The organism is Paraburkholderia sediminicola (assembly GCF_046026895.1).
GTDB lineage: Bacteria > Pseudomonadota > Gammaproteobacteria > Burkholderiales > Burkholderiaceae > Paraburkholderia > Paraburkholderia sediminicola_C.
This window is the reverse complement of the sequence record NZ_JAQQEU010000009.1, coordinates 25390-50867: the sequence shown is the minus strand read 5'-3', so window position 1 is coordinate 50867 and position 25478 is coordinate 25390. Positions and strand designations below refer to the sequence as shown.

Here is a 25478-nt window from a genome sequence, read left to right as displayed (position 1 = left end):
CATGTCCACGATCGTTCTCGCTCATCTCCACAAACGCTTCGACGATTTCGTCGCGGTGCGCGACACCAGCCTGACCATCGGCGCGAGACGCTTCGTCGTGCTGCTCGGACCGTCGGGCTGTGGCAAGACCACAACGCTGCGGATGATTGCGGGGCTGGAGCTACCGACTTCCGGGCAGATCCTGATCGATGGTGAGGACGTCACTGCGTTGCGCGCGCGGCAACGCGATATTGCTTTCGTGTTCCAGATGTTTGCGCTGTATCCACATATGACGGTGCGCAATAACATCGCGTTTCCGCTGAAGAACGAACACGTGTCGCGCAGCGAGATTGCCGCCCGGGTCGATGCAGCGGCGCATATGCTGCGCATCGAGAACATTCTCGATCGTAAGACTGGAGGCCTGTCCGGGGGAGACCGGCAACGCGTGGCGCTCGGCCGCGCGATCGTGCGGCAACCGAAAGCATTCTTGATGGACGAACCGCTCGGCACGCTCGACGCGGACTTTCGTGAACTGATGTGCCTGGAATTGCGCAAACTGCACAACGCGCTTGCCGCGACCACGGTGTACGTCACGCACGATCAGAGTGAGGCGATGGCCATGGCAGACGATATCGTCGTGATGAATCAGGGTGAAGTGTTGCAGGCGGGCTCGCCCAATGAGATTTATCACTTCCCCGCGACAGTGTTCGTTGGCAACTTCATCGGCAGTCCGCCCATGAACTTCTTGCCCGTTGACGAGGCGGTTACGGCGGGGCAGGAGCAGGTGAGTCTGCACGGCGCGGCGGTGTCCGTGCCGCGTTGCGATGCCGCTGCACCACACGTGCTGCTGGGAATCAGACCAGAGCACGTCGTGATTGACGAGCACGGTCCGCTGCGCGGTCAGGTGATCGCCGACGAATACCTCGGCTCGCACCAGGTATTGGCGGTTGAGACCGCGCTCGGCGTCGTGCGCGTACGGGCAAGCAAAGACGATGGTGTTGCCGCGGGCACCATCGTCGGTCTGTCGTTTCGGAAAGAACGCACGCTGCTTTATGACGCCGCTACTGAACGCCTGCTGCCGGGCGCTGCTTCCACGCTTTCTGTCAACGGAGACGTTCATGGCTGAAGTCCAGCTACGCGATGTATCGAAGCGCTTCGGCAACATCGTGGCGGTGGACGACCTGTCGATCGATGTGAAAGACGGCGAATTCGTCGTGCTGCTCGGACCGAGCGGCGCGGGCAAAACCACGACGCTGCGCCTGATCGCGGGACTGGAACGTCCCGATGCCGGCGACGTGCTGATCGACGGCGCGGTCGCCACCGGCGTGCATCCTTCCGATCGCGATATCGCGTTTATCTTTCAGCAATACTCGTTGTATCCGCATCTGACTGTGTTCGGCAATCTTGCGTTTCCGCTGCGTTCGCCACGTCGTCGCAGCAGCGAGGAACAGGTCCGCGCGCGCGTGCATGCGGTCGCGCAGATGCTGCATATGGAAACGAAGCTCGGCAACATGGCAACGCATTTGTCGGGCGGCGAAATGCAGCGCGTTGCGATCGGGCGTGCGCTCGTGCGTGAGCCGAAAGTGTTTCTGATGGACGAACCGCTGTCATCGCTCGATGCAAAATTGCGTGAGGAATTGCGTATCGAACTGAAGCGGCTGCATCGTACGATTGGCGCGACCATTCTCTATGTCACGCATGATCAGGTCGAAGCCACCACACTGGCCGATCGCATCGGCATTCTTGAACACGGCCGTCTGGTGCAGCTCGGCACGCCGCGCGAGGTCTACGGTAATCCGGTTTCATTGAGCGCGGCGCAGCGGCTCGGCTCGCCGCCGATCAACCTGTTGCCGCCGACGCTGTTCGCTTCAGCAGCGGTGCCGACCGGCACCGCGACCGTGGCGATCCGTCCTGAAGACGTGGTGCTGCACGAGGGCGACGCGCGTGATGCACCCGGCACCCATCATGCACGCGACACACTCGACCTGAAGGTGCTCGAATACTCACCGCTGCGTCATCTGCTGATTTTGGAGCGCGCCGGAACTGCAGTTGTGGCGACCACGATGGCCGAGCGAAATTTCAGCCCGGGGCAGTCGGTGGGCGTGTCGCTGCCCGCTCACAGCCTCTTATATTTCGGTGCAGACGGCAGGAGGATCCCGACATGAACGGCAAAACGGTCATGGCGTGTATGGACGCCGCATACGCGGCGCTCAAAGAACACACGGACGAAATCGCCGTACTCGACCAGCAGATCGGCGATGGCGATCACATCTTCAATCTGCTGCGCGGCATGGAGGCCTTGCTTGCAGTGCGTGCGGACATCGAAAAGGAAACCTTGGAAGCCGCGTTGGAACTCGCGGCGAACAAGGTGCTGTCGACGGTCGGCGGATCATCCGGGCCGCTGTTCTTTTCGTTGCTGAACGGGATGGCCAAAGCATCGGCGAACAATCCCCTGGATGTTGCGGGCACCGCGCTCATGTTTGCGGCGGGCGTCGAAGCGGTCGGGCAGCGGGGTAAGACGGGCGTAGGCAGCAAGACGATGATGGACGTGCTGATTCCCGTTGCCGCGCGCTTTAAGGAGCTTGCGACTATCGAATCACCTGCTTTGCAAAAAACAGTGCTGGATGAATTGCCGCAGGTGGCCGAGCAGAACATGCTCGCCACCCGCGATATGCTCGCGACCAAAGGGCGGGCATCGTTTCTGGGTGAACGCTCGCGCGGTCATATCGACCCTGGTGCGCGTTCCAGTCAGATCATGATCACCGCCGTATGCGCGCAGCTGGCGCGCAACAGGGCGTGAAAGGAGGCCAGGCCATGAAAAAATTCATCAACCACGTCGACGATTTCCTCGCCGAAAGTCTGGCGGGATTCGCATCCGCCCATAGCGACCTGGTCGTACTCAACAACGAACCGGTGTATGTGCGTCGCAAGACGCTCAAACCGGGCAAAGTGGCATTGATATCGGGCGGCGGTTCGGGGCATGAGCCGTTGCACTCCGGTTTTGTCGGCTATGGAATGCTCGACGCAGCCTGTCCCGGTCAAGTCTTCACATCACCTACGCCGGATCAGATGATGGCCGCTGCCGACGCTGTCGATACCGGTGCGGGGGTACTATTCATCGTGAAGAATTATTCGGGTGACCTGATGAACTTCGAAATGGCATCGGAGATGTCCGAGATCCCAAACGCGATGGTGCTGATCAACGATGACGTGGCAGTGGAAAACTCTAGCTACACCACCGGGCGGCGTGGTGTAGCTGGCGCGGTGATCGTTGAGAAGCTGGTAGGCAGCATGGCCGAAAGCGGTGCCGACCTTGAACAGTGCAAGGCGTTCGGCGACCGGACCAACAAGCGCACCGCTTCGATGGGCGTGGCATTCAGCAGTTGCACCGTGCCGGCCGCGGGAACCCTGACGTTCAAGATTGGCGATGATGAGATCGAAGTGGGCGTGGGCATTCACGGTGAGCCGGGCCGGCGCCGCGCAAAGTTCGCAGGCGCCGATGCGATTGCGGGAGAGCTGCTCAAAGCGATCGTCGATGACCTCAAGCCCCAGGCGGGGGCTGAATTGCTGGTGCTCATCAACGGCCTTGGTGGAACACCGCTTGGCGAGCTTTACCTGCTGTTCAATTCAACGCGCGCGTGGCTTCAGCAACGCGACCTGAAGGTCGCCCGGGCACAGGTGGGTGCGCTGACGACTTCGCTCGAGATGGCGGGCGCGTCGATTACATTATGTGTGCTGGACGACGAAATGGCACGCCACTGGGACAGCTCGGTCCATACGCCGTCGTTGCGTTGGGGGATATAGGACGCGCTGCCTGCGAGAAACGCGCTGGTGCCGTGATGGACTGTCTCTACTGTGGTGGTTCGGCCACCGCGATGCAACGGCTCGCCGACGCGCCTCACTGCATGCTGCGCCGGGTCACGACATTCAAAGCCATGCGTGCGGCCGAGGTACGGGTTTCCACACCCAGCTTTTCGAAGACGTGTTCCAGGTGCTTGTTGGCGGTGCGCGGGCTCATGCCGAGGATATCGGCGATATCGCGATTGGTCTTGCCCAGCGCGACCCAATACAGCACATCGGCTTCGCGAGGAGTCAGCCGGAACGCCTGCATCAACGCGGCGGGTCCGGGCGAACCGGCCTTGCACTGGATCAGCAGCAGTTCCTCGTCCTGCGCGCCGGGACGCAGCCGGCTGACGACCAGTTGTTCACTCGCGGCCATCAACTCGAACGGCCTGACCTCGGGGGCCTCGAGCGCGTCATGAAGCCAACTGCACAACTCGGCCGGCAGGCGACCGTGTGCATCGAGCGAGCTGCGCAGCCACGACAGGGCAAGCGGCGTCATCCACAGCACGTCGCCGTTGGGGTCCACGGCGACCACAGCCTGGCCGGCAGCATCCATCGCCGCCCGGGTCTGCACGACCAGGCGCGAATTGCGCAGGTGCGAAGCGATGCGCACCATTACTTCGGCCGGTCGAATCGGCTTGGTGATGTAATCGACCCCGCCAGCCTGGAAACCCTGCAGAATATGCTCGGTCTCCGTCAGACCGGTCATGAACACTACCGGAATCGTACGGGTCTGGAGGTCCTCCTTGAGCTGTCGGCAGGTCTCAAATCCATCGATGCCGGGCATCACCGCATCGAGCAGGATCAGATCCGGCGGCAAGCGGCGGGCGCGGTCCAATGCCCCCGCGCCGTCGGTTGCGACCAGCACCGTGTAGCCCGATCTATCTAGCAAGGTATGCAGGATAGAGAGGTTTTCGGGGGCGTCGTCAACAATCAGGACGACATCGCGAAGCGGATCAGGACGTAGCATCGGGGTTCGCCTGCATGGCTCGGTCAAGGTATCGCAAATATTCAGGAAGGTCGAAGCGCGCGACGTGAGTGCGCAAGATCCCCGTGAAAACTCCATAGGACGGGTCCAGTTGCTCGATCTCGCTGAGCTTGTCGAGAATGCCGCGCACGTACCCGAGGGTGCCGACCTCGCGCAGGCTGCGCAACAGTTCCGGGTCGGGTAACGCGACTTCGGTTGGCGCAATCGCGCGTGCCGCGGCGGGCAGCGGGTCTGCTGGCGCTATCTGCGCCGCAACAGCGGGCGTTGCCGGGACCCATTGCAGATTCAGACGCTCGCGGATCAATTCAAGCAGTTCGACAACATTGACGGGCTTGACGAGGAAATCCTCGTTGCGAATGCCCGCTGCGTTTTTCCGGCCCTTGTCGAATGCATTGGCCGAGACCACGATAATCGGCGCATTGCTCAACAGATTCGCGCGAAGCAAGCGCGCGGTTTCCCACCCATTCAGTTGCGGCATGCCGATATCGAGCAGGATCAGATCGGGTGCGAACGAAGAGACGGCGCGCAGCGCCTCGATTCCGGAAGCGACTTCCTGAACCTCGAAGCCCAGCGGCTCAAGTAGCTTGACGTGCAACTCGCGATCCACCCGCTCGTTATCTACCACCAGCACACGGCGCGTCGGGCCGGCATAGCCACCGATCGGCAGTTTAGGAACGGCTGGAACCGGCTTCGGGTCGCGCACTTCCGGCAAGAACAACTGGACGCGAAATGTGCTGCCGCGGCCGGTCTCGCTCGTTACGGTAAGAGTGCCTCCCATCACGTCCGTGAGCATCTTGGCGATGGTCAGGCCTAGCCCCGTGCCGCTTTCCGAGCCGCCCGGGACACTAGCACCGCGCTCGAACGGCAGGAAGATGCGAGTCAAGTCATCCGCATCAATGCCCACGCCGGAATCGATGATTTCGAAGACGGCCATCTCCCGGCGGTATTGCAAGCGCAGCTTGACCTCGCCGCGATTGGTGAACTTCACCGCGTTGCCCAGGACATTGATGAGGACCTGACCCACGCACTTTTTATCGGCACGCACGGCACAGGGCAAATTGGGCGGCGCCTCGTAATGGAAAGTAATGCCCTTGGCACGCGCCTGCAAGCTCACCATATCGGCTAACTGCGCGACGAATTCGGGAAAGCGCACTTCCTCGAATTCGAGCGTCATCTTGCCGGTCTCGATCTTGGCGATATCGAGCAGGCCGTCGATCAACGAAACGAGGTGTTCGCCGCTGCGGCGAATCACCGCCAGTGCGACATGGCGGTGCGGAGGAATGGACGTATCCTGTTCGAGCATCTGCGCATAGCCGAGAATGCTGTTGAGCGGCGTGCGCAATTCGTGGCTGATGCCGGTGACATAGCGGCTCTTCGCTAAATTGGCTCTTTCGGCTGCCTGCTTTGCGCGTTGCAACTGCGCATCGGTGCGCTGGTGGGCATCGATTTCCTCGAGCAGCAAATGAGTCTGCCGGTTCGATTCCTCTTGCGCGACGCGCCGGCTTTCGGCCGTCAGCACACTCCACCAGCAGCCAATCCCGCCCGCGAGCGCCAGCACCGCAAACAGTTTCAGGAATGCCGCACGCAGTAGCACGTCGACGGCCGGCGAGAGTTCGTTGACGAGCACCGACTCCTGCGTATAGATCAAGCTGAGAATGGCGGCCAGAATCATGGTCACAAGCACGAACAGCAGCAGGTACTGGCCGATGCGCGTATTGAAACGGGTCGACAGCGCCTTGGGCAAAAGCCAGCGTATCACTGCATTGGTCTGTTCGGATAGCCGTGCGCCCGGTTTGCACACGTCATGACAGCGCGCATCCAGCGTGCAGCACAGAGAGCAGATCGATCCTTCATAAGCCGGGCAGTGCGCCATGTCTTCGGTTTCGTACGCCTTTTCGCAAATGCAACAGCGAATCGACTGATAGCCCTTGCCCAGCGGAACCCCAGCCAGCGCGACCGGCTGGCGCGCGATGTAGTATTTGCCGCCGGTCGCCCAGGCGATCGCCGGCGCGGTAATCAGGGCGGTTGCGAGCGCAATGAGCGCCGAGAACGCGTGGGCAGTCTCGCCCAGCACATGAATAAACGCCAGCACAAGACAGCGACGAAGCAATCAGCGTCGCGCCAACCCCCACCGGATTGATTGCGTACAAATGCGCGCGCCTGAATTCGATGCCCTCGGGGCTCAGGCCAAGCGGCTTGTTGATCACGAGATCGGCCACGACCGCGCCGACCCAACTGATCGCGATATTCGAATAAAGCCCGAGGACCTGTTCCAGTGCGCGGAAAACCCCAAGCTCCATCAGCATGAACGCGATCAGCACATTGAACACGAGCCACACCACGCGGCCCGGATGACTATGGGTCAGCCGCGCGAAGAAGTTGGACCACGCCAGCGATCCCGCATAGGCGTTGGTCACATTGATCTTGAGTTGCGACAGGATAATGAAGAAGGTAGTGACCAGCAGTGCCGTTTCAGGCGAACCGAACACGTATTTGTACGCGACGAGGTACATCTGGGTCGGTTCGATCGCGCGGTCGGGCAGCACCTCATGCTGTATTGCGAGGAAAGCGAGGAAAGAGCCGCCTAGCAGCTTGGCCACACCAAGAATGATCCAGCCCGGGCCGGCGCTCAGCATGCACAGCGTCCAGCGGCGCTTGTTGAGCGCGGTCCGCTCGGGCAGAAAGCGAAGGAAGTCGACCTGTTCTCCGACCTGCGCAATCATGGAAATTAGCACGGTGGTGGCGGCACCGAACATCAGCAGATCGAAGTGGCCGTCGCTGCCGGCGTTGCCGAGAAAGCTCGGCAGTTCACGCAGCACGCCTGGTTCTTTCCAGATCACGGTTGCATAGGGCAGCAGCAGTAACACGACCCAGAGCGGCTGGGTGAATGCCTGCAAGCGGCTGATCAGTGTAATGCCGTGCGTGACGAGCGGGATGACGATCACCGCGCAGATAAAATAGCTTAACGAAACGGGGATCTTGAAGTACAGCTGCAGCGCGAGCGCCATGATGGCGGCTTCCAGCGCGAAGAAAATAAAAGTAAAGGACGCATAGATCAGCGATGTGATCGTAGAGCCGATATAACCGAACCCGGCGCCCCGCGTCAGCAGATCCATATCGACGCCGAATTTCGCGGCGTAGTAGCTGATCGGAAGGCTTGCCAGGAAGATGATCACGCCGACAAACAGGATCGCCCAGAGCGCATTGGTGAAGCCGTAACTGACGGTAATCGATCCGCCAATTGCTTCCAGGGCGAGGAATGAAATCGCGCCGAACGCAGTATTGGCCACCCGGAACTCGGACCATTTGCGAAATGTGCGTGGTGTGAAACGCAGCGCATAGTCTTCGATGGTTTCGTCGGCGACCCAGGTGTTGTAGTCGCGCCGTACCTTGATGATGCGCTGGACGGGTATCGCGTATGGCACCGCTGATTCGGGGGAGTGGTTCACCAAAATTTTTCGGGATCGGACTGTGGACGGAACGAAGCGCCCAACAGACGCAAGCAGCATGCCACATGCCCACGGTCCGTACGAAGCCAGCAAGAGCGTGCAAAAGCCCGCGGCGCTGGATATGCGCTGCGCAGGTGCAGGGCGGCGGCGCGGCGCGCCCCTAATGTGACATTGCCGCACCGGGACGGTGCGATGGCGTTTTAACCGGTATGCCAGCGCCGCCGCTCACTGTTAACGGCGGCCTCTTCACGTGCCAACGTCCTGTGCCAGCTTCCCCTTATGCGCGTCGAGCATAGCGCCGCCCCCCGAGCCGGCCGATAAGTCATTTGACGTAGGACCGCGCACTCTCCACGCGGCGCCGCGATTGCTAATGTCGCAAATCCGCTCGTGCCAGCGCATTGCTGCGCTCGTGCGTTAGCGCCGCGCGTGGGTAAGTCAAATGACGTATATCGATGCGGAATTCGGATACCTATTCTGCACCCGCCGTTCAACGACAAACCAGCCACCGTGTCGGCGCCATGCAGACTGGCGCGCGTGCACTTCGCGTCACGCCCGGCTCGCCGGCCAGACCTGAAAAACCAAGCAGAAAGGGACTTTGAACATGACACAACGCTTCGACGACAACGGCGGCGACCACGCTGACGAGTTATCCGACCACGCTGCCGAACTTGCCTCTCCGGCCCGCCGCAAAATTGCACTTGGCCTGGCTTCGCTGCCGTTTGCGATGATGGCCAAGCCGTCGTTCGCTGCCGCTCCGCCGACTTCGCAAGTCAACACGACGGGCAGGGCGGTCACAGACACCACAGTGACGGTTGGTCAGTTGCACTCATCAACCGGTACGATGGCGATCAGCGAAACCGGGTCGATCCGTGCCGAACGCCTCGCGATCGAACAGATCAACGCGATGGGCGGGATCCTCGGGCGCCAGATCAAGGTGATCCAGGAAGACGGCGCCAGCGACTGGCCGACCTTCGCGGAAAAGGCGACCAAGCTGCTCGAAAGCGACAAGGTCGCCACGGTGTTCGGCTGCTGGACATCCGCGTCGCGCAAAGCCGTGTTGCCGGTGTTCGAAAAGGACAATGGCCTGCTCTACTACCCGACCTTCTATGAAGGCCTGGAACAGTCGAAGAATGTTTTCTATACCGGCCAGGAAGCAACCCAGCAAGTACTGGCCAGCCTGAGCTGGTTCGCCAAGGAGAAGAAGGCGAAGACCTTCTATCTGGTCGGCTCCGACTACATCTGGCCGCGCACCTCCAACAAGATCGCCCGCAAGCACATTGAAAACGTGCTCCACGGCGAAGTGGTCGGCGAAGAGTACTACCCGCTTGGCAACACTCAGTTCGGCTCGCTCATCAACAAGATGAAGTTCAAGAAGCCGGATGTGATTTTCGCGGACGTAGTCGGCGGCAGCAACGTGGCGTTCTACAAACAACTGAAGGCCGCCGGCGTGACGGGCGACAAGCAGTTGTTGCTGACGATCTCGGTGACCGAAGATGAGTTGCTGGGGATCGGCGGCGAAAACTTCCAGGGCTTCTACTCGTGCATGAAGTATTTCCAGAGCCTGGACAACCCCGCCAACAAGAAATTCGTTGCGGCTTTCAAGGCCAAATACGGCAATGACGCAGTGATCGGCGACGTGACCCAGGCCGCCTACCTCGGCCCGTGGTTGTGGAAGATGGCCTGCGAGAAAGCCGGCAGCTTCGACGTCGATAAGGTGGTGGCGGCTTCGCCGGGTCTGGAGTTCAAGGACGCTCCGGAAGGGTACGTCAAGGTTCACCAGAATCACCACCTCTGGAGCAACACATTGATCGGGCAGGGTCAGCGCGATGGTCAATTCAAAGTGGTCTACAAATCGGACTTGATTGAGCCGAATCCGTTTCCGAAGGGCTATCAGTAAAAAACCGTGAGAGTCGCACAGGCGGCACTGTGAAAGCCGCCTGTGGGAAACCGCAGGTAGCAACCGTACTTTTCGATGTTCAAGGCAGCCTGCTCGAACGCAGGCCGCGCAGGGGATTAACCATGGCTTGGTTCTCGCAGTTCGGTGCGATCGTCGCTATGCAGGGTTTCAACGGCCTCTCGGTCTTCAGCGTCTTGCTGCTGATGGCGCTTGGTCTCGCCATCATTTTTGGCCAGATGGGCGTGATCAATATGGCGCACGGCGAGTTTCTGACGATCGGTGCCTACACCACTTACGTGCTGTCGGTCTTGACCCACAAATATGCACCGGCACTGCAACCAGTCTATTTCTTCGTGGCCATTCTGGTGGCGTTTGCAGTTGCTTTTGCATTCGGCTACCTGGTGGAATGGCTGCTGATTCGCCATCTGTACCGGCGTCCTCTTGACACGCTGCTGGCGACGTGGGGCCTGTCGCTTGCGATGCAGCAAACCTTTCGCTCGGTGTTCGGCTCCGAAGAAGTCAGTCCGGATCTTCCGCAGTGGCTGATGGGTTCGCTCACGCCCTATCAGGGCCTCGATATTCCGATCAACGGCCTGATGGTGATGGTCGTCACCCTTGTGCTCACGGCGGTCCTGCTGCTGTTTTTGTACAAATCACAGTGGGGCGTGAAAGTGCGGGCCACGACCCAGAACCGGGTCATGGCGGGCGCGGTCGGGATCAATACCGGCAAGGTCGACCGCCTGACGTTTGCGCTTGGATGCGGGATTGCCGGCATAGCCGGCGCGGCGTTTACGACCATCGGCTCGACCGGCCCGACAAGCGGCTCGCTGTACATCGTCGACACCTTCCTGACCGTGGTCTTTGGCGGCGCGCAAAGCCCGTTCGGCACGATTGCGTCAGCGTTTTCGATCGCTCAGACCCAGTCGACAACCGAGTTCTTCCTGTCCGGCTCGATGGCGAAAGTGCTGACCCTTTCAGCCGTGATCGTCATTCTGATGCTACGTCCGCAGGGCCTGTTCGCAACCAAAGTGCGGCGCTAATTGTTCGATCGCAGGAGAAAGCAATGAATTCGGGATCTCTAAAGTGGCTGGGCGGACGCTCCGGTGTGATGGGGTTCATCTGGCTGGGCCTTCTGATACTGGTGCTGTTGCCGCTGACGCTGGACGTCTTCCGGCTGAACCTGGTGGGCAAATACCTGACTTATGGGTTCGTCGCGATTGGACTCACACTGTGTTGGGGTTATGGGGGCATCCTTAGCTTGGGGCAGGGCGTGTTTTTCGGTCTGGGCGGCTATTGCATGGCAATGTTTCTCAAGCTGTAAGCATCGGACCCGATCAGTACCAAAATCCAGTCGACGCCGGGGATTCCAGACTTCATGGACTGGAACCAGATCACTCACCTGCCGCTGATCTGGGAGCCCTTCAGGCACATGGGGTTCGCTGTGGCGGCGGTGCTGGTGGTGCCGGCTCTGCTGGCCTTCGTGATCGGTCTTGCCATGTTCAAGCGGCGCGTCGGCGACGTGTACTTCGCCATTGTGACCCAGGCGATTGCCGCCATTCTGTCGATCCTGATCATCGGCCAGCAGGGGCTGACCGGCGGCGTAAATGGCATTACCGATTTACGCACGATGCTCGGCTGGGATATCCGCACCACTTCGGCGCACTACATCCTGTACTTCGTCAATGCGGTCCTGCTGTTCCTGTGCATCGCGTTTGGCAAGTTCCTGCTTTCGAGCAAGCTCGGCAAGCTGCTTGTGGCGATGCGCGACAAGGAGGAACGCGTACGTTTCTCGGGCTATGACGTGGCTGCCCTGAAGATATTTGTGTTCTGCGTCGCGGCCGTGTTCTCTGCCATCGGCGGCGCGATGTTCACGTTGCAGGTGGGCTTCATGTCGCCATCCTTCGTGGGCATCGTCCCGTCGATCGAAATGGTGATCTTCTGTGCAGTGGGCGGCCGTACATCCCTGTTCGGGGCCGTTTACGGCGCCTTGCTGGTGAACTTCGGCGAGTCGTATTTTTCGGAATCTTTCCCGCAGCTCTGGCTGTTCCTGATGGGCGCGCTTTTCATCGGCGTGGTGATGTTCTTCCCCAATGGACTGGCGGGTCTTTATGAAAGTCACGGCAAGAAGCTGCTGGCGCGCTTACCGGTTGCCGGCTATCTGCGACGTCGCGCGCTGGTTGCAGCTTCAGCTTCCGAACCCAAGGCCTGACGCTCGTCTACTCCCAAATACAGAGAACATCATGGCTCAAAAAGATCTCGTTTTATCGGTCGAGGACCTGACGGTTTCATTCGATGGCTTCAAGGCTGTGGACGGCCTGAACCTCTATGTGGACCGCAATGAAGTGCGTGTCGTGATCGGTCCGAACGGCGCGGGCAAGACCACCGTGCTCGACCTGATCAGCGGCAAGACGCGCGCTACCGGCGGCAGCATCAAATTCAAAGGCCTGGAGTTGACGAACATGAGCGAGCACATGATCGTGCGCGCCGGGATAGGCCGCAAGTTCCAGACTCCTTCGATCTACGAAAATCTCACGACGTACGAAAACCTCGAAGTGTCCTTTCCCCGAGGACGCAGTGTGTTCGGTGCCATCGCTTTCCGGCGCACTGCCGACGTCGACGAACGCGTGCGCCAGATTGCGGAGGAAGTATTCCTCACCGAGATGCTGGATCACACCGCCGATTTGCTTAGCCACGGCCAGAAGCAGTGGCTCGAAATCGGCATGTTGCTGATGCAGGACCCTGAACTGATGCTGCTGGACGAACCGGTTGCGGGCATGAGCGTGTCTGAGCGTGAAAAGACCGCCGAACTGCTGGCGCGAGTGGCCAAAAATCGTTCGGTGGTGGTGATCGAGCACGACATGGAGTTCGTCAAGAACATTGCGCACCGCGTCACTGTGCTGCATCAAGGCAAGGTGCTGGCCGAAGGCAGCATGGAAGCGGTGCAGTCCAACCCGAAAGTCATCGAAGTGTATCTCGGGCATTGAAGCTCGATCCTGAAGCGCCAGAACGGCAACTTGCAAATCAAAAGGAACAGCTTATGTTCAACGTTAGCGGACTGGTCTCGGGCTACGGTCAGAGCGAAGTGATCCATCAACTCGACTTGAGCGCCGCCGCCGGCGAAATCGTCGCAGTGATGGGGCGCAACGGCATGGGTAAGACCACCTTTTTCAAATCATTGATGGGGATCCTGCCGTGCCGTGCGGGCAAGGTGGAAGTGGCCGGCGTCGACGTCGCAAAACTGCAACCATTCGAGCGAGTCGCGCATGGGATCGCCTATGTGCCGCAAGGCAGAATGATTTTTTCGACCCTCACCGTGCTCGAAAACATCAAGGCGGGTCTGCCGAACTCGGCGCGCGGCAAGGTGCCAGCGGAGGTATTCGATCTGTTTCCGGTTCTCTACGACATGCGCGATCGCCGCGGCGGCAATTTGTCGGGCGGGCAGCAGCAACAACTCGCCATTGCGCGCGCGCTTGTCACCAATCCGAAGGTACTGTTGCTCGATGAACCTACTGAAGGAATCCAGCCTTCCATCATCAAGGACATTGCCCGCTCCCTCAAGGAGATCCGCACTCTCAAGCAACTCACCATCGTCGTTTCCGAGCAGGTGCTCAGTTTCACGATGGACATTGCGGACCGTTTGCTGGTGATCGAGAAGGGCCGCTTCGTCCATGAAAACCGGCGCGCGGAAGTCGATATCGCGAAGATCAGCAGTTACCTGTCAGTTTGATATCCGAAATTATGCGATGCAACGCGGAAACCTGGCGCGCGCTGCTTATTGGAGAGGAGTGAGCAAGATGATTGGCTACCTGTACTACAACCGCTTCGGCCATGCCGGCTTTACCGACCGGCATAAAGGCCGCACCGCTGCGTCGGTGCAGACCTGCCCGGTCTGCCTGCTGCGCGTCGACGCACGCGGCGGCACGTTGCCTGACGGCACGGTGCTGGGAAAAGCCGAATGGACAGCCAAGGTCTGTACGCAGATCAAGGACGACACCGTCAACGGCGGCTATCAGGCCGGCTGCGCCGCATGTGTTTATCCGGCTGCCTGAGTCGAGACTTTAAGCCGCAGTGCAATTGCAACGTGATACCACGGAGAGAATAGATGCAACATTTCACCATTAAACCTGGCGTGCCGCTTGCCGAGCAAGCCGAACTCGGGCATAACCGCTGGCACCCGGATATTCCGTTTCTGTCGACGGTTAAGCCCGGCGAAGAAATCATCATCGAGTCGCTCGATTTTCTCGATGCGCAAATCAAGGACGATGACGGCACCGACGACGTGCGCGACATCGACCTTACCCGTGCGCACCCGCTGACCGGTCCGTTCCATATCGAAGGGGCGGAGCCTGGCGACTTGCTGGTTGTCGATCTGCTCGATATCAAACCGATCACGCCGGTAGGGTTTTCCGGCGTATTCGCGAAGAGCAACGGCGGAGGTTTTCTTGGCGACTATTTCCCCGATCCGGCCAAGGCCATTTGGGACCTCAAGGGTTTGTACGCGACCTCGCGCCATATTCCGGGCGTACGCATCGCCGGGTTGACGCACCCCGGCCTGATGGGCTGTCTGCCGTCAGCCGAATTGCTGGCCGAATGGAATCGCCGCGAGGCGCCGCTGGCGGCGCTAGGTCTTGCCAAACCGCCCGAGCCGTCTACCGCCGTGCTGCGCGGCGTGAGCGGAGCTGCGTTCGACCGGATGGCGAAAGAGGCAGCCCGTACGGTTCCGCCGCGCGAACATGGTGGTAACACCGACATCAAGGACCTTTCTAGCGGAACCAGGATTTTCTTCCCGGTTTACGTCAAAGGCGCGGGATTCTCGATGGGCGATCTGCATTTTTCCCAAGGCGACGGCGAGATCAGCTTTTGCGGCGCGATTGAAATGGACGGCGCGACGCACGTGGGCTTCGACCTGATCAAAGGCGGCATGGCGAAGTACAACCTGAGCGCGCCGGTCTTCATGCCTAGCCCGGTCAGGCCGCACTACGACCAATGGCTGACCTTTGAGGGCATCAGCGTCGAGAACGGCAAGAACTACTACATGGATGCAACGGTCGCTTACCGCCAGGCTTGCCTGAAGGCAATCGACTATCTGACGCACCACGGATTTACCGGACCGCAGGCATACATGCTGCTCACCGCGGCGCCGGTCGAAGGGCGCATCGGCGGCATTGTCGATATTCCGAATTGCTCGGCTACCGTGTCGTTGCCGCTCGCCATCTTCGAGAAGAACATCGCCCCGGCCGGGATGCTCAACGATCGCGCCTTCTGGGGCCACAGGAACTGACGAGGAGATCGACAGACAGGCGGCGGCCATGGTCATCCCGCCGAGACACCCGGCGCATTGCGCGCCGGCATTTTTGACGATCGAATCGGGATACTTGCCGTGCCTCTCTACGATATGCGTTGTCCCCTATGTGAGGGCATCTTCGAAAAACTGCTCGCCGTATCCAGACGCGACGATCCTGTCGAGTGTCCCTACTGCGAGCAAAGCGTCGAGCCGGAAACGATGATTACCGCACGCAATGTGCAGGTCAGCGTCACCGAACAATGGAGGCCGCGCAGCCAGGCCGAACGGTTGACCGGTGCGGGCGTGACCGGCCCCGGAACGCGCGCCAGAGCGGGACGTTCGAGCGTCCTGCATGTCTGCAAAGGCGGCAATTGCAGTCTGTGCGGCTAAGGGCGAGGCGGCGCATTTTGAGGGCGAAGCCCGCACGCAGTTCATCTGCCGCGGGCCTTGTGTTTCCAGGGTGCCGGCCACGGCCGGCACGTGATCGATTGGTACGTGGACAGAAGTGATGGGCGAGCTTGCCCGGGAGATGAGTTATGCGACACGGCGATATATCGAGCAGCAACGATTGTTTGGGCGTAGCGGTGGTCAACTACAAGATGCCCAGCCTGCACACGAAGGCAGAGGTTCTCGACAACGCGCGCAAGATCGGCGAGATGCTGGTCGGCATGAAGCGCGGTCTGCCAGGCATGGATCTCGTGGTATTTCCTGAATATTCGACTCACGGCATCATGTACGACGCCAAGGAAATGTACGAAACGGCGTCGACCATTCCCGGCGAAGAGACTGAAATCTTCGCCGCCGCCTGTCGCAAAGCCAACGTATGGGGCATTTTTTCGCTGACGGGCGAGCGCCACGAAGAACACCCGAACAAGGCACCCTACAACACGCTGATCCTGATGAACAACCACGGCGACATCGTGCAGAAATATCGCAAGATCATGCCTTGGGTGCCCATCGAAGGCTGGTATCCGGGCGATTGCACGTATGTTTCGGACGGTCCCAAGGGCATGAAGATCAGCCTGATCATCTGCGACGACGGCAATTTCCCGGAGATCTGGCGCGACTGTGCGATGCAGGGCGCGGAACTGATTGTGCGCTGTCAGGGCTATATGTACCCAGCCAAAGAGCAGCAGGTCATGGTGGCCAAGACCATGGCGTGGATGAACAACGTGTATGTTGCGGTGGCCAACGCTACCGGCTTCGATGGTGTTTATTCCTATTTCGGCCATTCTGCAATCGTCGGCTTCGACGGCCGAACGCTCGGCGAGTGCGGCGAGGAGGAGATGGGCATTCAGTATGCCGAACTGTCGGTCAGTCTGATTCGCGATGCGCGCAAGAACATGCAGTCGCAAAACCACCTATTCAAGCTGCTGCACCGCGGCTATACGGGAACCATCAATTCAGGCGACGACGTCAACGGCGTCGCCGCCTGCCCGTATAACTTCTATTCCCGATGGATCAACGATCCTGAAGGAACCCGCAAAACGGTCGAATCGTTTACACGCAGCACGGTGGGCACACCGGAGTGTCCGATCGAGGGCATTCCCAATCAGGAACCCAGCCACCGCTAAAGGCCGGCCACGTGGCGCCGCGGTATGCCATGTGTCTACAAGATTGTCCGCTGAGGCGGTTTCCCGACGCAACGCGACTCACCATGCCCATCACGCCTTATCTGCTGACTGAAGAGCCGTACTATCAACCGGTCGATAGCGAAATCGCGGTATACGAATCGGCCTATCGCCTGCGCTTGCCGCTGATGCTCAAAGGCCCGACCGGCTGCGGCAAGACGCGTTTCGTCGAGCACATGGCATGGCGCCTGAAGCGCCCTTTGATCACGCTCGCCTGTAACGAGGACACGACCGCGGCCGATCTGGTCGGCCGCTACCTGCTCGGCCCCGATGGCACCTTCTGGCAAGACGGTCCGCTAACACTGGCCGTGCGCCACGGCGCGATCTGCTACCTCGATGAAGTTGTGGAGATGCGCCAGGATTCGATGGTCGTGATCCATCCTTTGACCGACACGCGGCGGTTGCTGCCGCTCGACAAGAAGGGCGAAGCCGTCAACGCGCACCCGGCTTTTCAGTTGGTGGTCTCATACAATCCCGACTATCAAAGCACTTCAAAGGACCTCAAGCAATCGACGAGGCAGCGGTTTTGTTCGCTCGATTTCGATTATCCGCGAGCCGAACACGAAGCGATGATCGTCGCCCATGAAAGCGGCGCGGCGCTCGCTTTGTGCGAGCAGCTGGTCGACATAGCGGCCTGCTCGCGGGCATTGCGGGGCAGAGGGCTGGACGAAGGTATGTCGACGCGGATGCTGATCCATGCCGCGCGTCTGATCGGCGACGGCCAGCCGGTTCGGCTGGCCTGCCGGGTGGCGCTCAGTCTTCCGCTGACGGACGACCCCGATATGCTCGAAGCGCTCGACGGATTTGTCGAGGCACATTTCGGCTAGACGATGCCGCCAGCTCTCGCCAATCAAGCCGCCGGCGCGCATGCGCGCGGGGACGGCGCAGGCTCCGCGCCCGCTGTTCCGGCTCAGTCTGCAGTGTTCGATGCGGCGCGTCTTGCACCCTATTGGCAGGCGCCAGGCCGCATGCTGGACGAGGCTTCGCAGGTAGCGCTGCTTGAAGTGCTCGGCGAACTCGAACGGGCCGCGCCTGATTGCGTGCCGCCCGTGCTAGGCCGAATCGAATTCCTGCTCGCAAGAGCCGGGGTTCCCGGCTTCTATGGATGGGCGCTTGCCGGTCTGCGCGCCTATGCCGGCGAACGTGCCGCGCGCCTGCGCTATTTCACATGCGGCGACGCACTGTCGGTGCAGATTCTGAACTGGGAAGCGGCAGGGCGTCCTAAACAGCCCGCGCCCGCAGCATTGGAAGCTTACCTGTTCGGCCTAAGCGGTCTCACAGTCGCTATCGGCACCCGTCGACAAGGGGTCCTGAACGGGCCGCCGGCGCGTCCGGTGCTAACTCGCGCGATGCTTGCGTTGCCGGATTCGTACACCTTCCTCGACTGCCCGGATCGAGGCGGCCTGATGCGAGCGGCGGCTGCCCATGCGGCTGCCCATATGTTGTTCTCACCCGCGGCTCAACCCGCTGCGGCGCGCAAGCCGCTCGCACTGACGGTGATCTCCTTGCTCGAGGATGCACGGGCCGAAGCGCTGCTGGCGCGCCGCTATCCCGGCGTGGAAATGCTTTGGCGCGGCCTGCATAGCGCGTCGCCGACCGACGGCCTCGGCTGCGCCGCATTGCTTGCGCGCCTGAGTCGCGCGCTGATCGATCCGCACTATCAGGACGCCAACTTCTGGGTGAATAAAGGCCGTCGTCTGTTCGACGCGCAGCGTGCGTGCCTGGAAGATGTCGCTGCGTTCCACAGCATTGCCGCCTTGCTGGCTAACGACCTGGGGCAGATGCGCGTGCAGTTCGACTTGCCCGGCTACGCCGCCACTCCGGCATACCGCGATGACCATAGCTATTTGTGGGACTACGGTGAGCAGGCGGCATCCGATCATGCTGCGATAGAGCAACCAGTCACGTTGCAATTGCTGTATGGCGGCATATCGGCCGATGCGGCCAGCGGGGGCAGTGCGGTGAGCCCGCTGGACGCATCGCCCGCCGAAGCATTGACTTGGGGAGCACAGCGTAGTGTGAACTACCCGGAATGGGACGAGCGAATCGAAACGTTGCGAGACAACTGGTGCACGCTGTACGAAAGGTCCGGGCGCGAGCCGTGCGCAACGATTACGCAAATGCGCAGGGCGCGCTTGCGCAGCCTGGAGGGCGGGGGCGTACTCGACCGTTCGGTGCGGCTAAATCGACAGCCACAGGGGGAACGCTTCGTTCTGGATGCATTGGTCGATGCGATTTCAAGCCAGCGACAAGGCGGCAATATCGATGAGCGTGTATTCGAGAATCCCGGAAGACGTGTGCGTGAAGCATCGGTATTGTTACTACTGGACGTATCCGCCTCGAGTGCGAGCCGGTTGGGTTCGCATTCGGTCAGCGTGCTGGAAACCGAGAAAGCCCTTGCCCTGCACGCAGTCGCGCTGGCCCGGCAAGGCGGCCACAGGGCTGCCGTGCACGGTTTTGCGTCCAACACACGCAAACACGTGCACTATGAACGCTACCTGGATTTCGACATGCCATTTTGCGAGGCTCCGCGCCAACGCCTCGCCAGCGCAACGGCCGCCTGGTCAACCCGCTTCGGCGCGGCACTGCGCCATGCGACCGCGCTGATCGACCACCAGCCCGATGACATCAGCGCCATTCTGATGGTGACGGACGGCGCGCCGGCGGACATCGACGTGACACGCGACGCCTATCTGGTCGAAGACGCCCGGGTCGCGGTCCAGCATGCAAGGCGGGCTGGCATCCGCTGCTTCTGCATGGCTTTGGACACGCAGGCCGACTCGTATGTGCGTCGAATTTTCGGACAGGGGAACTATCTGATCGCGGTGGATCCGGATTTTTTGCAACAGCGCTTGAAGTCCGTCCTGGCGAAACTGGTGCGCCCCTAAGCGGTGGATTGACAGCAATGGCCAATAGCGGCGGTGGGTACGAAAGTACGTATCCGCTTATGGTGAGACCTGACATTCGCGGAAGCTGAGATGCGAATGTCGGGAAAGCAACCTGTAACTGCCTCATAAACCCGATGCCCGAACGTCAGCTTAGGCCTGCTGAACCTGCTGGTCAGCATTCCGGCCCCGTACGCGATGGCGAAGATCCGCTATATCGGTCGCGACCTGTCAGTGTATTTCATGCTCGCGACCACGCGCACCGACGCGTATGCCGCGTTTGATCGTTTCGTAACGGTCTACGCGAAATATCCGAAGGCAACAGAGACGTTGAAGAAGGATCGGGAAAGCCTGATGGCGTTTTACGACTTCCCGGCCGAGCATTGGCAGCATTTGCACACCACGAATGCGATTGAATCGACGTTCGCGACGGTGCGCCACCGTACGACGCGCACGCGCAACTGTGTATCGCGACCAACCTTCCTTGGTCTGGCAATCAAGCTGATCGAGGAAGCCGAGAAAAGCTGGCGTCGCATCAACGGCCCTGAACAGATCAGGCTGTTGCTGGAGGGCATTGCCTTCAGGGACGGCGAACCGGTGCAAGACGATCGACCCGGTCAGCAGAAACTCGCCGCCTGACGCCGCCGCCCATCAACCGCTCATACACCAGACTTGACCGTATTTCCTGGGAATTTCAACCGATCGACGTCCAGGCAATATCTCCCGGTCCTGTCAGTCCGCGCGACAACGAACACAAAGGAAATCAGTCGCGCGGGGTGGCATCAAACGCTGTACGTTTGGCATGCTTCGAGGCATCCACTCGCTTGAATGAGAGTCGCCCGCATCACATACTGACCTCAAGCGAACGCCGTCGGATTGCTATCTCCCATTCGGGAATACCGTGCAGTGCCAGAAGAGCTTCTGCGCGCACAAGGGTGAAGCTTTTCCGTTAACTGACGAAACCTTAAATAGCCTTCTACCGAATCGGGTGTACGTATGCTTTTGACTCTGCTATTAGAACGCCTCGACCGGCGGCTGGAAAATATCCACCGGACCCGCCGTGATGAACACCTCGCAGCTTCGAAGGATATTGCCGAGCTTGAGCGTCGGATGAAAGAGATTGACGGTTAGCTCGGGCCGGCACCGGTCGCGAGCGATTCGCGATAGCGGCGCCAATGCCCGCTCTATGCCCGTCGCGAGGACGAATCTTCTCAGGACAATGCGTCGTCGTCATTTTTCGCAGGCGGCTCAGCTGGGGCAGCTTTCATCCGTCGAAGGAACGCACCTTACCGCGGTTATACGTCCGTATAACCAGGCAACGCTAACGCGGTATCGGCATATCCAAGCGTAGAGTAGATTCGCCCTTCGGCAAAACCTATTCTTCTCTCATAGAGAAAGCGCTCGCCGCTTGCGTATGGTCAGAGCCATTCTCTGACAGCATGTCCGAAGTCGTATTGGGTTCAGCGTTCGCGGGGAAGAAATCAGTGGATGGCTGCGACGCGCACAAGTTGCTTCGAGATAACAAGCATGTAACCCGAGAGACAGGATCGAGTCAACGGCGGTTGACCAGAATGGAATCAACCCGTCCGGATCAGCGACGAAGGGCGCCAAGGCGCGTTGATAGTGAATGCCACAGGAGATTGCCATGTTCATCTACTCGATCCGTTATCGCGCTGGCTGCGGCCGTTGGTCGGTCGCCTTCGCACAGGCCGCTTCACAGTCCGACGCTGAAGCGATTGCAACCTGCCGTTATGGCGCTTTCCATTCCGTCAGCCGTGCCGGCTTTGTCCGGGTATAGAAAACGTAGTTGTGGTCGAGGCAGATATGGAATTCGACGCATTTATCAGACAAGCCGAACGGGACGCCAAGATGGTCGACGCGCTGTATATCGCGCGTCACATGCTGGCGACGTACCACGGTCTCATTGTCCATTCCGAACGTGAACAGTGGAAGACGGACTTCAGGCCGCAGATCAAGCAGATCGACACGGCTCTTCGCCTGCTTGGCATCGATATTGACGATCCGATGATCGCCCATACGCAGCGGCCGTGATGACGCTAATTGAATTCAGGCCCAAACTCACGGCAATCTTGCGCAATGCAACGCTGTCGCAGTCGCAATGATCACAGGCTCGGCCATCTTGGCCGGCTGGCGTCCCTGGTGTCGACGCCGACCGAACCCCGGCGAGCGAACGGACTGAACTCCGTGCCATACTTGCGAATCTCCTCGCCCATATGTCAACGACCTTGATGACCGCCTTTTCCGCGTCTATCGGCTTTAACTTCAACCCGCTCGACCGACGCTCCGACAAGCGGGACGACCACGCTTTCTTCGAGCATCTGCGTAGCGACCCGGCCGCGCGCTTTCTCGTCTTCGACGGCGACGTCCCCTTGCTCAAGCGAGGCAGCGAGTATGACCCGTGGTTCGTCGCCAGCGAGACCGCTGCCTTTGGCCAGCCGCTTCATTGCGTCTTCCTCGGGGAGGATACCGACGGCGGCGGACGCTTCGCGCTCGGCTTCGCACTCAACCTTGCACCAGAGGACCTATCGCCAGACACCGGCTATGACCGCATCGACCTTCGCTCGATCGCGTTGCAAGACCTCGTCGCTGCGGGAGCGCTCGGAATACTGGCCGAGGCGAAGTCGATGCTCGACTGGCATCGACGCCACTCCTTCTGCGCAAACTGCGGCTCTGAAAGCCGCGTCACGACGGCCGGCTGGCAACGCATCTGCGATGTTTGCGGCGCACGCCATTTCCCCCGTGTGGATCCTGTCGTGATTATGCTGGTGATAGACGGCGAACGGTGTCTGCTCGGACGCCAGCGCCATTTCGCCCCTGGAATGTACTCGGCGCTTGCTGGTTTTGTTGAACCGGGCGAGACCACCGAAGACGCCGTGCGCCGCGAAGTGATGGAGGAGGCTCGCGTGAAGTGTGCACGGGTTGTCTACTTCGCGTCGCAGCCGTGGCCGTTTCCTTCATCGCTGATGATCGGCTGCTTTGCGCAGGCGAGCGATACCGACATCGACGTCGATACGGACGAACTCGAAGACGCCCGCTGGTTCTCGCGCCAGGAGGTTGCGGCGATGCTCGCGGGAACGCATGCGAATGGTCTGTCGACGCCCAAGCCGTTCGCCATTGCCCATCATTTGCTGAAGGCGTACGTCGAGAAGGGCGGTTCGGTATTGCTCAGCTGAGCGTCCCGCAAAAAGGAGCGCTTGCAATTGCACAGAATCGCCTGGCGCGCGAGGCCAGAAGCTGAATCGTTCACTCCGGCGTAAGGCGTCGGCGGGGACCGATTCTTGCCGCCCCCCAGGCTTATCCCGTCGGCCCAATTCGAATGATGCGCGACGACCCATTCATCTCAAGCTGGACTTCCGATGGTTGACCATCTGGGGCAATGCGTCGGCCGGTTGAATCCGCAGCCGAACTGAGTCGCACGCCCCCATGGACTTCGCCGCGCCGCAAAGGCCAGGGCCGCTATCCGCGGCTCACCGCGTCGCCAATCCCACGCGCTCGAAGCCGTTGTCCTGTCTTTCTGCTGCTGATCGGATGTACGCCGTGCTACCCCAGCACACCATTCAATAAGTCGCGGGCGTATTGACCCAAAGGATCCTCGCCGTCGTGTCGCCCGCGTTGCGGTAGCCATGCGGCGTCTCGCTCGTGAAGGTAAAGGCGTCCCCTGCATGCAGAATATAGCTCGCGCTACGCAAGGTCAGTTCGACGGTGCCTTCGAGCACGTAACCGACTTCCTCTCCAATGTGTTCAATCTGACCGTCGCTGCCCTGACCCGGCTCGAGGATATGAATATTCGCCTGCAGCAAACCGTTGCGGTTCGGCAGCACTACGCGCTCGAGCGCGATGCCACCGCCGCGGATCACGGGTCGCTCTCCTTGCCGCATCACTGGACCGCCTGTCGGCTCCGTCGGCGACGTCAGCGCGGCGATATTGGTATCCAGCGCAACGGCCAGCCGGTGCAAAGTGGCCAGCGAAGGCGTGGCATTGCCTTTCTCGATCTTGGAAATAAGGCTTTCCGAGCAATGGGCCTTCTGGGCCAACTGCAACAGCGTCAGCCCGGCCATCCGCCGTGCATGGCGCATGCGGCCGCCGAGCAGAGCATGGGGCGTGGAGGCGTCGTCTGGCTCCGGTGGCGCCTCGGCGACGCTGTTCGGTTTTTTCAAGGTATGTGTCGGCTGGAAAGAGTTAGCGACAGGCCAGTTCGGCCACGACGTACGCGAGCGCTTGTGCGCCCAGATAGAGCTGGTGGGGCTCAGTATACTCGGCGGCATTATGGCTGATGCCCGAACGGCTGGGCACGAAAATCATCGCGGTCGGACACAGGTCCGCGACATACATCGCATCATGGAAGGCGCCCGACGTCACCCGTATCGGCGCCCCCTCGCCGGCGTTCGCCGCCGCGCGTGCGCAACCTCGCTCGACCAGGTCGGTCATATCAGCCGGGAAGCGCGTCGTAGCCCGTGCAAAGAGGTTCTGCACCTGCGCGGCGAAGCCGTCGGCCGCATTGAGGCCCGCAACGGCATCGCGCAGTGCCGCTTCGAAGCTGGCGAGCACGTCTTCGTCGACGCAGCGCGCGTCGACCGTGAACTCCACTTCGCCCGGGATCGTGTTGATCGAGTTCGGACCGACCCGCCACCGGCCGAGCGTCATCCGCAGCCCGCGAGCACGCACCGCGTCGCCGCACGCGTACAGATGGCCGGCCAGTTCCACCGCCGCGCGCATCGCGTCGCGACGCACCTCCATCGGCGTGGTGCCCGCATGCGCGGCGGCCCCAGAAACCGTCACGTTGAACCAGCGCACGCTCTGGATGCCGGTCACGACGCCAAGCGGTACATTCGCACCTTCGAGCACCGGCCCTTGTTCGATATGTAGTTCAACGCAAGAGTCGACGGAGTGCCCCAGCGCGCTGTGCTCGACATCCGGAGTGTCGGCCAGCGCGGCGTCAAGCGCGTCGCCGAACAGGATCCCCGACGCATCGCGCGACGCGCGATAGCCGGCAAGACGCCCGGATTGTGCGAACGCGCTGGAGCCCATCGCTCCGGGTCCGAAGCGCGAGCCCTCCTCATTGGTCCACACCACCACTTCGACCGGGCGCCGGGTCGCGACGCCTGCATCGTTCAACGCCTGAATGACCTCGAGTCCCGCGACCACCCCGTAGGCACCATCCAGCTTGCCGCCGACCGGTTGCGTATCGATGTGGCTGCCGGTCAAGACCGGCGGCAAATCGGCTTGCCGCCCCGCGCGCCGGAAAAACAGATTGCCGCACGTGTCGACGCAGACGCTGCAGCCCAGCGCGCGAGCGCGCTCGATCAGATGGCGCCGCGCCTGCAAATCGAGCGGCGTCAACGTTTCGCGGGAAACGCCGCCGTCGCTGCGACCGCCGAATGCGGCCAAGTCCGCGATAGCGTCGTTCAGCCGACCACTGTCGACTGCGTCCTGGGCGCGCGCAGCGGCTTTGGCCGCTGCCTGACTGACTTCGTTACTGCTCATAGGGGATTACCTGAGAT

General features: G+C 60.7%; 21 protein-coding genes and 3 pseudogenes. 20 read left to right on the top strand and 4 right to left on the bottom strand.

The features are described from left to right. The first annotated feature begins 1 nt into the window (after position 1). From PQR02_RS08960 to dhaK, 4 genes are read left to right on the top strand one after another with little or no spacing between them, the layout of a single operon-like run. Positions 2–1105, top strand: a complete 1104-nt coding sequence (locus tag PQR02_RS08960; protein ID WP_408228529.1) for an ABC transporter ATP-binding protein — start codon at positions 2–4, stop codon at positions 1103–1105. Then, positions 1098–2144 (top strand): ABC transporter ATP-binding protein, encoded by a 1047-nt coding sequence (locus PQR02_RS08955; RefSeq protein ID WP_408228526.1) that lies wholly within the window; start codon positions 1098–1100, stop codon positions 2142–2144. The genes PQR02_RS08960 and PQR02_RS08955 overlap by 8 nt, the downstream gene beginning before the upstream one ends. Next, positions 2141–2779: a dihydroxyacetone kinase subunit DhaL gene (dhaL, locus tag PQR02_RS08950; protein ID WP_408228523.1), complete on the top strand. Its 639-nt coding sequence runs from the start codon at positions 2141–2143 to the stop codon at positions 2777–2779. The genes PQR02_RS08955 and dhaL overlap by 4 nt, the downstream gene beginning before the upstream one ends. Before the next feature lie 14 nt (positions 2780–2793). Then, positions 2794–3783, top strand: coding sequence for a dihydroxyacetone kinase subunit DhaK (gene dhaK, locus PQR02_RS08945; protein WP_408228520.1), 990 nt, complete (start codon positions 2794–2796; stop codon positions 3781–3783). 94 nt (positions 3784–3877) lie between these two features. Here the strand turns inward: dhaK and PQR02_RS08940 are convergent, their stop codons facing one another. Then, positions 3878–4792, bottom strand: a complete 915-nt coding sequence (locus PQR02_RS08940; protein WP_408228517.1) for a response regulator — start codon at positions 4790–4792, stop codon at positions 3878–3880. After that, positions 4779–8262: pseudogene (locus tag PQR02_RS08935) on the bottom strand (hybrid sensor histidine kinase/response regulator). The gene PQR02_RS08940 and the pseudogene PQR02_RS08935 overlap by 14 nt, the downstream one beginning before the upstream one ends. A 721-nt stretch (positions 8263–8983) precedes the next feature. Between PQR02_RS08935 and urtA the strand changes: the two are divergent. The 16 genes and pseudogenes from urtA to nudC all read left to right on the top strand — a co-directional run bounded on the left by urtA (position 8984) and on the right by nudC (position 23150). Beyond that, complete coding sequence (urtA, locus tag PQR02_RS08930) at positions 8984–10156, top strand: urea ABC transporter substrate-binding protein (RefSeq protein WP_408228827.1); 1173 nt, start codon at positions 8984–8986, stop codon at positions 10154–10156. A gap of 122 nt (positions 10157–10278) precedes the next feature. Further along, positions 10279–11196, top strand: a complete 918-nt coding sequence (urtB, locus tag PQR02_RS08925) for an urea ABC transporter permease subunit UrtB (RefSeq protein WP_408228824.1) — start codon at positions 10279–10281, stop codon at positions 11194–11196. A gap of 23 nt (positions 11197–11219) precedes the next feature. Continuing rightward, positions 11220–12365 (top strand): annotated as a pseudogene (gene urtC / locus PQR02_RS08920) (urea ABC transporter permease subunit UrtC). Between the two features lie 31 nt (positions 12366–12396). Then, entirely contained in the window at positions 12397–13140 is a 744-nt protein-coding gene (urtD, locus tag PQR02_RS08915; RefSeq protein ID WP_408228514.1) for an urea ABC transporter ATP-binding protein UrtD, read from the top strand. Between the two features lie 53 nt (positions 13141–13193). Beyond that, positions 13194–13883 (top strand): urea ABC transporter ATP-binding subunit UrtE, encoded by a 690-nt coding sequence (gene urtE / locus PQR02_RS08910; RefSeq protein ID WP_408228511.1) that lies wholly within the window; start codon positions 13194–13196, stop codon positions 13881–13883. A 67-nt stretch (positions 13884–13950) separates the two neighbouring features. Next, complete coding sequence (locus PQR02_RS08905; protein WP_408228821.1) at positions 13951–14205, top strand: hypothetical protein; 255 nt, start codon at positions 13951–13953, stop codon at positions 14203–14205. A 53-nt stretch (positions 14206–14258) separates the two neighbouring features. Beyond that, complete coding sequence (gene fmdA / locus PQR02_RS08900; protein ID WP_408228506.1) at positions 14259–15437, top strand: formamidase; 1179 nt, start codon at positions 14259–14261, stop codon at positions 15435–15437. Between the two features lie 99 nt (positions 15438–15536). After that, positions 15537–15830 (top strand): FmdB family zinc ribbon protein, encoded by a 294-nt coding sequence (locus PQR02_RS08895; protein ID WP_408228503.1) that lies wholly within the window; start codon positions 15537–15539, stop codon positions 15828–15830. Between the two features lie 146 nt (positions 15831–15976). Then, positions 15977–17014, top strand: coding sequence for an aliphatic amidase (locus PQR02_RS08890; RefSeq protein WP_408228500.1), 1038 nt, complete (start codon positions 15977–15979; stop codon positions 17012–17014). Positions 17015–17097: 83 nt separating this feature from the next. After that, positions 17098–17898, top strand: coding sequence for a CbbQ/NirQ/NorQ/GpvN family protein (locus PQR02_RS08885; RefSeq protein ID WP_408228497.1), 801 nt, complete (start codon positions 17098–17100; stop codon positions 17896–17898). A 3-nt stretch (positions 17899–17901) separates the two neighbouring features. Next, the gene (locus PQR02_RS08880; RefSeq protein ID WP_408228494.1) at positions 17902–19959 is read left to right on the top strand and encodes a nitric oxide reductase activation protein NorD; all 2058 of its coding nucleotides are present in this window, start codon (positions 17902–17904) and stop codon (positions 19957–19959) included. Positions 19960–20202: 243 nt separating this feature from the next. Then, positions 20203–20595, top strand: a pseudogene (locus PQR02_RS08875) (transposase); the annotation flags it as partial. Positions 20596–20952: 357 nt separating this feature from the next. Beyond that, a complete protein-coding gene (locus PQR02_RS08870; RefSeq protein WP_408228491.1) occupies positions 20953–21087 on the top strand; it encodes a DUF3563 family protein in 135 nt (44 codons plus the stop codon). A gap of 514 nt (positions 21088–21601) precedes the next feature. Further along, on the top strand, positions 21602–21754 hold the full coding sequence (locus PQR02_RS08865; RefSeq protein ID WP_408228488.1) for a hypothetical protein: 153 nt from the start codon (positions 21602–21604) through the stop codon (positions 21752–21754). A gap of 26 nt (positions 21755–21780) precedes the next feature. Beyond that, positions 21781–22008, top strand: coding sequence for a hypothetical protein (locus PQR02_RS08860; protein ID WP_408228485.1), 228 nt, complete (start codon positions 21781–21783; stop codon positions 22006–22008). A 197-nt stretch (positions 22009–22205) separates the two neighbouring features. Beyond that, complete coding sequence (nudC, locus tag PQR02_RS08855; RefSeq protein WP_408228818.1) at positions 22206–23150, top strand: NAD(+) diphosphatase; 945 nt, start codon at positions 22206–22208, stop codon at positions 23148–23150. Positions 23151–23534: 384 nt separating this feature from the next. Here nudC and PQR02_RS08850 read toward each other — a convergent pair whose 3' ends face one another. Together PQR02_RS08850 and PQR02_RS08845 are read right to left on the bottom strand one after the other, a co-directional pair. Next, positions 23535–24053, bottom strand: a complete 519-nt coding sequence (locus PQR02_RS08850) for a helix-turn-helix domain-containing protein (protein ID WP_408228815.1) — start codon at positions 24051–24053, stop codon at positions 23535–23537. Between the two features lie 103 nt (positions 24054–24156). Continuing rightward, on the bottom strand, positions 24157–25461 hold the full coding sequence (locus tag PQR02_RS08845; RefSeq protein ID WP_408228482.1) for a M20 family metallo-hydrolase: 1305 nt from the start codon (positions 25459–25461) through the stop codon (positions 24157–24159). Positions 25462–25478: the final 17 nt, after the last annotated feature.